We start from the raw sequence: 4,783 nt of genomic DNA, 5'->3' as shown, positions 1-4,783 counted from the left end.
ACTGGGGGGGATGTAGGGGGTGACCATTCCATTATTTGCTGCAACGCGCCATGGCCTGTCAGATTTGCATCGCCAGCCTTGTTGGCTCGACACAGGATCTGTGTGTTGGGGGGGGAAAGGTCGACACCCCCGTCGACGCAGTTACCCCACCTGCGACACTCCATCACACCCCGCATTTTTTACATATACTGCGACATCTGGCTAAATAGCCCCCACTCGATTCCTGACCGGATCTCCCCATGCCCGCACACCGGCTCGCCTACGCCTGGATCGCCTGCTGCGCAGTGCTGTTCAATCTGCTGGCCATGCCGTTGTCCGCCGCTGCTGCAAAAGCTCAACCCGAACAACTGCTGTGGGGCACCTTCTGCTCCAGCGGCGTGACCAAGATGATCGCCATCTCGCTGACCGCCCCCGACGGCACGCAGCACAACGACGATCATTCGACGATGCAGCACTGCTGGTGCTGCTCGGGCGCCGCGCCGCTGCTCGCCCTGCCCGGCCACCCACCCCGCCTGGTGATGCCCGAACACGACCTGAACAGCCCGCAACCGCTGCTCGCCCGCTACCACCCTACCCCGCGCCAGCAATGGCCCGCGCTCAACCCGCGCGCGTCTCCCTCGACCTCAGTTCACTACGCTACCGGTACGCGAACCTGAATCGAACGGAGATTGATCATGCTCAAGAACGCCCTGCTGCTGGCCACCCTGCTGTTGCCCGCCACCTTTGCCAACGCCCATGAATACAGCGCAGGCGACCTGCACATCGCCCACCCGTGGTCGCAGGAACTGCCGCCCAATGCGCCCAACGTGGCGGCCTATTTCATCGTGCACAACAACGGCAAGACCGCCGACCGCCTGCTCGGGGTCGACAGCCCGATCACCGACACGGCCGAGCTGCACGAGCACGTGCACAAGGACGGCCTGATGAAGATGCAGCAGGTGCCAAGCGTGGAGGTACCCGCCGGCGCCGACCTGGTGTTCGCCCCCGGCGCCTATCACGTGATGCTCATGCAACCCAAGGACCGCAGCCTGCTCAGCGACGGCAAGCGCTTCGCGCTGACCCTGCATTTCGAAAAGGCCGGCGACATCACGGTTGAAGTGGCCGTGCAGAAACAGGCCCCCGAGGGCAGCGCCCACAGCCACTGACCCGCTGACGGACGCGCACCATGCGCCTGCCCCGCGGCAGGCTCGCCCGCACCGCTGACCCCAAGAGGACACGCGGCAGCTGGCTGAGCCTGTTCGCCATGTTGATGATCTTCATCGGCCCACTGGTCTCCCAGTCGATGCCGATGGATCACCGTGCCGCCATGCCCGGCATGGACATGGCCATGGACTGCCACACCGACAGCCATGCCAGCCGCCACACCGACACCCAGGCACTGCATGTCATCTGGGAGAAGTGCGGCTACTGCAGCCTGTTCTTCCACTGCCCGGCGTTGCCGCAGACCCTCAGCCCGCTGAACACCGAAGCCGCCCCAGGCAACACCCGCCTGGTCGTGCAACCACGTCAGGGCCACGCCCGTCAGGCCATCTTCCCCGGCGCCCGCAGCCGCGCTCCGCCCGCCAACCACGTCGTCTGAACACAACCTGCGCCCAACGGTCCGGCCCCTTGCCGTCGACCGCGCGTACCTTCATGACTACACGATGTTGGAAAACCTATGTCCAGCTCTACCGCTGCTCTGCGCCTGTCTCTGCAAGGCACCCTCGCCCTGCTGTGCGGCCCCCTGCTCAGCCCCGTCGTCCACGCCGTCGAACCCGGCCACGACCATGCCGAGCTGAGCCCCACCGTGATCACCGCCGTGGCCCCAAGCTCGCCCCTGACCATCGTCACCAACCCCAAGGACCCGCGCCAGCCGGTACCGGCCAGTGACGGCGCCGACTACCTCAAGACCATCCCCGGCTTCTCGGCCATCCGTGCCGGCGGCACCAACGGCGACCCGGTGTTGCGCGGCATGTTCGGCTCGCGCCTGAACATCCTCACCAACGGCGGCGTGATGCTCGGCGCCTGCCCCAACCGCATGGATGCCCCCACCTCCTACATCTCGCCGCAAACCTACGACCGCCTCACCGTGATCAAGGGCCCGCAGAGCGTGCAGTGGGGCCCAGGGGCCTCGGCCGGCACCATCCTCTTCGACCGTGAGCCGGAACAGTTCGGCGAGCTGGGCAGCCGCGTCAACGCAAGCCTCTTGGCCGGCTCCAATGGGCGCCTGGACAAGGTGCTGGATGCCGCCGCCGGCAACCGCCTGGGCTACGTGCGCGTGATCGGCAACCAGTCGCACACCGATGACTATGAAGATGGCAACGGCGACACCGTACCCTCGCGCTGGGACAAGTGGAACGGCGACGTAGCCCTGGGCTGGACACCCGACGCCGACACCCTGCTCGAACTCACTGCCGGCAAGGGCGATGGCGAGGCACGCTACGCCGGGCGCGGCATGGACGGCTCGCAGTTCAAGCGCGAAAGCCTGGGCCTGCGTTTCGAAAAGTCCAACCTGGGCGGGGTGCTCGACAAGGTCGAGGCCCAGGTCTACTACAACTACGCCGACCACGTGATGGACAACTACAGCCTGCGCCGCTCGCCCACCAGCGGCATGATGGCCGGCCCGATGGTCAGCAACGTCGACCGGCGCACCCTGGGTGGGCGCCTCAAGGCCACCTGGCGCTGGGAAGACGTCACACTGGTCAGCGGCATCGACGCCCAGACCAACGAACACCGCCAGCGTGGCGGCATGGGCGTGGACGCGCACAAGGCCGAGCCCTGGACCAAGGACGCCGACTTTCACAACTACGGCGCATTCGGCGAGCTGACCTGGGAAACCTCCAGCCAGGACCGCCTGATCAGCGGCGCACGCCTGGACCGTGCATCGGCCAAGGACTTTCGGGAAACCAGCGCCACTGCCGGCAACACCCGCGCCGATACTCTGCCCAGCGGCTTCGTGCGCTACGAGCACGACCTGCAGGGCATCCCCGCCACCACCTACATCGGCCTGGGCCACGCGCAGCGCTTCCCCGACTACTGGGAGCTGTTCTCGCCCAAATCCGGCCCGGCCGGCTCGGTCAATGCGTTCGACTCGATCAAGCCGGAGAAGACCACCCAGCTCGACCTCGGTATCCAGTACAAGACCGAGCAGCTCGAAGCCTGGGCCTCGGGCTATGTCGGCCAGGTGCGCGACTACATCCTGTTCGACTACCGCCCCGGCATGATGGGCATGCTCAGCTCCCAGGCGCAGAACATCGATGCGCGCATCATGGGCGGCGAACTGGGCGCAGCCTATCGGTTCACGCCCAACTGGAAAGCCGACGCCACCCTGGCCTACGCTTGGGGCAAGAACAGCAGCGATGGCAAGGCGCTACCGCAGATGCCACCGCTGGAAAGCCGCCTGGGCCTGACCTACAGCCGCGACGACTGGAGTGCCGGTGCGCTATGGCGACTGGTGTCGGCACAGAACCGGATTGCCGAGGGGTCTGGCAACGTGGTGGGCAAGGACTACGAGAAGAGTGCAGGCTTTGGCGTGTTCTCGCTCAACGGCGCCTACCGCGTGACGAAAAACCTCACGCTCAGTGCCGGCGTCGACAACCTGCTCGACAAGGCCTATGCCGAGCACCTGAACCTGGCGGGCAACGCCGGGTTCGGCTACCCGGCCAGTGACCCGCAGGCGATCAACGAACCAGGGCGTACGCTCTGGACCAAGGTCGACCTGAGTTTCTGATGCCCACCCGGGGCGCGGCCACAGGCCGCGCCCCTTTGCACGACCGGGAGCGCTCCATGAGCAAACCGCAGCTTTCCTTCTACAACCTGGCCTGGCGCTGGCACTTCTATGCCGGGCTGTTCGTCGCGCCGTTCATGATCCTGCTGGCTGTCACCGGGATCATCTACCTGTTCAAGCCGCAGCTCGACCCGCTGCTGTACCGCCCGCTGATGGTGGTCGAGGCCGGCCATCATCAGCACAGCGCCGACAGCCTGCTGCACACGGTGCAGGCGGCCTACCCGCGCGGCCACGTCAGCCAGTACCTGCCGCCCGTGGCGGCCGAGCGCAGCGCGCAGTTCGTGGTCAACGACAGCGGCCGCGAGCTGAACGTATTCATCGACCCCTATTCCGGCAACCTGCTCGGCGAGCAGGACGCCACCTACAACCTGCAGGCCGTGGCCCGCGCGCTGCACGGCGAACTGATGATCGGCACCCTCGGCGATCGCCTGGTGGAGCTGGCCGCCGGCTGGGGCATCGTGCTGGTGGTGTCGGGCCTGTACCTGTGGTGGCCCCGCGGCAAGGCCTCGGCCGGGGTGCTGTGGCCGCGCCTGAACGCCCGCGGGCGTCTGCTGTGGCGTGACCTGCATGCGGTCAGTGGGTTCTGGGGCGCGGCGCTGCTGCTGTTCATGCTGCTCAGCGGCATGACCTGGACCGGGTTCTGGGGCAAGCAGTATGCCGACCTGTGGAACCGTTTTCCGGTGGCCATGTGGAACGACGTGCCGCAGTCCGACCAGCAGGCCCGCGCCCTCAACAGCGCCACCCGCCAGACCGTGCCATGGGCCATGGAGAACACCCCGATGCCGCAGTCCGGCGCACATGCCGAGCACATGCAGCATGGCGCCATGGCCGAAGCGCCAGCGGCGCCGCAGGTGAGCCTGCAACAGGTGCAGGACCTGGCCACCACGCGCTCGGTCGAGCCCGGCTACAGCATCACCCTGCCCACCGGCGCCAGCGGCGTATTCACCATCGCGGTGTTCGCCGACGACCCGCGCAACGACGCCACGCTGCACATCGACCAGTACACCGGCCAGGTGC

5 protein-coding genes are annotated in these 4,783 nt (G+C 66.9%); all 5 read left to right on the top strand.

Annotation, left to right across the window (positions count from 1 at the left end; translation table 11 throughout):
• Positions 1-239 precede the first annotated feature (239 nt).
• Positions 240-656 carry a DUF2946 domain-containing protein gene (locus G3436_RS24890; protein ID WP_163950699.1) on the top strand — a complete coding sequence of 139 codons (417 nt, stop codon included), beginning with the start codon at positions 240-242 and terminating at the stop codon, positions 654-656.
• Between the two features lie 18 nt (positions 657-674).
• Positions 675-1,145, top strand: a complete 471-nt coding sequence (locus tag G3436_RS24885) for a copper chaperone PCu(A)C (protein WP_163950696.1) — start codon at positions 675-677, stop codon at positions 1,143-1,145.
• Between the two features lie 20 nt (positions 1,146-1,165).
• On the top strand, positions 1,166-1,579 hold the full coding sequence (locus tag G3436_RS24880) for a DUF2946 domain-containing protein (RefSeq protein ID WP_163950693.1): 414 nt from the start codon (positions 1,166-1,168) through the stop codon (positions 1,577-1,579).
• A 78-nt stretch (positions 1,580-1,657) separates the two neighbouring features.
• Positions 1,658-3,709: a TonB-dependent copper receptor gene (locus G3436_RS24875; RefSeq protein WP_163950690.1), complete on the top strand. Its 2,052-nt coding sequence runs from the start codon at positions 1,658-1,660 to the stop codon at positions 3,707-3,709.
• A 56-nt stretch (positions 3,710-3,765) separates the two neighbouring features.
• On the top strand, positions 3,766-4,783 hold a 1,018-nt coding region (locus tag G3436_RS24870; protein ID WP_163950687.1), incomplete at its 3' end, for a PepSY-associated TM helix domain-containing protein.

This window comes from Pseudomonas brassicae (assembly GCF_010671725.1).
In the GTDB taxonomy this organism is placed as follows: Bacteria; Pseudomonadota; Gammaproteobacteria; order Pseudomonadales; family Pseudomonadaceae; genus Aquipseudomonas; species Aquipseudomonas brassicae.
This window is presented reverse-complemented; position numbering and strand designations above follow the sequence as displayed.

Coding starts and splice junctions, on each gene's coding strand:
- G3436_RS24875 (WP_163950690.1), top strand. CDS start 1,658: ATGTCCAGCTCTACCGCTGCTCTGCGCCTGTCTCTGCAAGGCACCCTC.
- G3436_RS24885 (WP_163950696.1), top strand. CDS start 675: ATGCTCAAGAACGCCCTGCTGCTGGCCACCCTGCTGTTGCCCGCCACC.
- G3436_RS24890 (WP_163950699.1), top strand. CDS start 240: ATGCCCGCACACCGGCTCGCCTACGCCTGGATCGCCTGCTGCGCAGTG.
- G3436_RS24880 (WP_163950693.1), top strand. CDS start 1,166: ATGCGCCTGCCCCGCGGCAGGCTCGCCCGCACCGCTGACCCCAAGAGG.